This is a genomic window from Campylobacter sp. IFREMER_LSEM_CL2256 (genome assembly GCF_025771645.1).
Lineage (GTDB): Bacteria > Campylobacterota > Campylobacteria > Campylobacterales > Campylobacteraceae > Campylobacter_D.
The window spans coordinates 1-506 of sequence record NZ_JAKMQQ010000036.1 but is presented as its reverse complement, the minus strand read 5'-3'; the positions used below and the strand labels follow the sequence as shown (position 1 = coordinate 506).

The 506-nt window shown below is 25.1% G+C and carries 1 protein-coding gene; it reads left to right on the top strand.

Annotated features, from left to right (window positions below; all coding sequences use genetic code 11):
• Positions 1-506: hypothetical protein (locus L8U00_RS07785; protein WP_263709116.1), on the top strand; the 506-nt coding region annotated here is incomplete at both ends.

Below are 506 nucleotides of genomic sequence, written 5' to 3'. Positions count from 1 at the left end.
TCTAAAGATCCATTTGAAACCAATCCTATTATTAGTGTAAATACTATGGGGCAAAAATTAAATAAGACTATTGTTTATATTGATAAAGAATATATTCCTAATATTATTTATCCTAGTTATGAAGGTAATTACCGTACTGTAAAATTGAATCAAGATTTTAATCTTGAGGTAAGTAATTTAATTCCAAATACAGAAATTGAAATTTATCATTATTACTTTTATGATTATATTCCAAAACATGATCGTGTTAAAGTTGATTCATACGGTAAGGCTACTTTGGAATTTTATGGAATATCGAATCCGAATTGTGTTAGTTTTAAAATTTATTTTAAATATATGAAAACAAAACACATATTAACGGATTTTACAACAAATGAAATTTATATATACAAACAACTTACTTTAGATACTGATAAGGATTCTTTATACGCTCAAGAAGGAGAAGAAGTACATGCAACTTTAAAAGGTGGTAAAGAAGGTTCTAAAATAACATGGAATATAAAAGG